3 protein-coding genes are annotated in these 2,146 nt (G+C 75.3%); all 3 read right to left on the bottom strand.

The features are described 5' to 3' along the window. On the bottom strand, window positions 1–645 hold a 645-nt coding region (locus ACWDCZ_RS40650; RefSeq protein WP_449818630.1), incomplete at its 3' end, for a CIS tube protein. Between the two features lie 67 nt (window positions 646–712). Then, a complete protein-coding gene (locus ACWDCZ_RS40645) occupies window positions 713–1,138 on the bottom strand; it encodes a phage tail protein (protein WP_049657629.1) in 426 nt (141 codons plus the stop codon). Window positions 1,139–1,241: 103 nt separating this feature from the next. After that, on the bottom strand, window positions 1,242–1,847 hold the full coding sequence (locus ACWDCZ_RS40640) for a hypothetical protein (protein WP_449818629.1): 606 nt from the start codon (window positions 1,845–1,847) through the stop codon (window positions 1,242–1,244). Between the last annotated feature and the right edge of the window lie 299 nt (window positions 1,848–2,146).

The following is a 2,146-nucleotide window of genomic DNA, read 5'->3' as shown; positions in this document are numbered from 1 at the left end:
GACGAGGAGGGTCGCCAAGTTCTTGGTCCGCGTGCCGGTCGCCTCGACGACGGGGACGGAGGCGAGCAGCGGCAGGCTGTCGCCGGCGATCACCCGGTGGGTGCTGCGGGCCTCCGGCGAGCCCGAGGTCGGGTTCTGGCCGGCCGGGTCGACGCTGGCCTCGTCGATGGTGAGCGAGCAGACCGCCCGCAGCGGCTTCCCGTCCACGTCGAAGAGCGAGTAGGTGACCGAGAGGCCGGTCAGCACCCCGTTGAACGACGTGGTCTTCAGGGTGCCCCAGTCCAGCCGGATCCACGGGCTGGCCGGCGTCTTGCGCGCCAGGCTGGCCGGGGTGGGCACACAGGCCGTCATCAGCTGCTCCACCGCCCGCTCCACCGAGTTGTCGTGGGTCGCGGTGGAGTCCAGGAACACGTCGAGGGAGAGCGAGCGCGGACCGCTGCCGACGAACTCGGGCAGCGCGGACTCGCCCGCCATCCGGGACGGAGTGCGCCGCCACTCGGTGGTCCTGCGCAGCACCAGGGTCGCCGGGTTGAACTGGAGCCGGAGCTGCGCGAGCGTGCCGCCGGGCTGGGCGCCGACCGTGGACGGTGGCTCCATGATGGTCAGTTGGGCCCGGGTGACGCTCGCGGGGACCGCTGGGGACATCCTGGTGCTCCTTCCGTGGGTCGGGCTGGCGGGTCGGCTGTGGGGTCGGGCCTGGCGGGCGGTGGGGTCAGAAGGGGCGCAGGCCCGCGTGGGCGATCTCCAGGGTCTCCATCGCGGCCTGGGAGTTGGCCGGGTCGAAGGACGGGCCCTCCCAGCGCACCGGGACGATCCCGAGCACCTGCCAGCCGACGATCCGGCTCAGGTCCGGCCGCAGCGCCACGATCTCGCCGTCCTTCGGCTCGACCTTGCGGACGATCTCGGACAGCCAGCGGGCGATCTTCGTCGTATCGGCGGTGACCGCCCGGGTCAGCGTGATGTTCGTCCAGGTGATGCGGCCCGGCAGCTGCCAGGCGAAGCCGTTGTTGCCGCCCTCCGCGTACTGCTCGATCTCGACCTGGGCGCCGAGTCCCGAGCAGGTGGTGAACTCACCCAGGTCGTTGCCGCCGATGGTCAGGCTGAAGAACACACTGGTCGCGAAGATGGTGTCGGTCATCGGTTCGGCTCCCTGCTCCCTTGCTTCCGGTCACGTCGCCGCGGCCCGCTGGCGGCCGTCCGGCTGGTGTGTGTCGTTCTGGTGTGCGTTTCCCGCTCCGCGCTCAGCGGCGCATGTCGTACGGCTTGCCGCCGCGCTCCCGGCCCCTGCGCAACTCGGTGCGCAGCAGCCGGCCGACCGGTTCGACCAGCCGCCGGGCCAGTTCGTCGAGGTCGGCGGGGTCGGCGGACGACGCGGCGGGCGGTCCGCCGGGGGCGCTCCCCGGGGTGGTTGCGGCCGTCGAGGCGGCCGGGGACGGCGCTGCGCGCTGCACCGTGGTGGGCGTACGCGCTGGGACGGCGGTCAGCGGCACCCCGGTCAGGCCGTTCTGCTCGGCCACCCGCTGCAACAGCCGCGCCGTGGCGGGCGAAGGCGGGGCGGGCGCGGTGACTGCGGCGTTGGCGGCCCTGGTGGCGGTGGTGGCGTGCCCGGTGGGCAGGGCCCGTGACACGACGAGCGCGGGTGCGCCGGAGGACACGGTGGCGGCCGGGACGGCGGGCTGCTGCGCCGGGGACGGCTGCGGGGGCCGGGACGTCGCCGGAAGGCGCTGGACCGACGCGGCCGTCACGGGCCTGAGCCGGACGACCGGCGGGCGTGGGGCGGCGGCCGCCGCCGTCGTGGACGCCGTACCGGGGGCGCCGGGGCTCGGGCGGCCTGCCGACTTCGGCATGGCGGAACGCTGCAACGCCGGGGCGCTCGGGTTCGGGACCACCTCACGGGGTCGGTCGGGCAAGGCGTACGACGGGTTCGCGGGTCCGGCTGCGGTCGGGCCGGTGCCTGGCTGCGCTGACGGGTGCTCCGCCGCCCGGTCCGACGACCGCCGGGAGAACGCGCGTTGCACGGCAGCCACGACCCCGCGCGACGCCCCCGCATCGGAGCCGGCCGCCCCCGGGGTGCTGAACCGCGCCGGGGGGCCGAACCTCGCCGGGCCCGCCTGTGGGGCCGACGTCCTGGCGGCGGTGCCGCTGC

It is taken from the genome of Kitasatospora sp. NPDC001225, assembly GCF_053597855.1.
This window is presented reverse-complemented; position numbering and strand designations above follow the sequence as displayed.

Coding starts and splice junctions, on each gene's coding strand:
- ACWDCZ_RS40645 (WP_049657629.1), bottom strand. CDS start 1,138: ATGACCGACACCATCTTCGCGACCAGTGTGTTCTTCAGCCTGACCATC.
- ACWDCZ_RS40640 (WP_449818629.1), bottom strand. CDS start 1,847: ATGCCGAAGTCGGCAGGCCGCCCGAGCCCCGGCGCCCCCGGTACGGCG.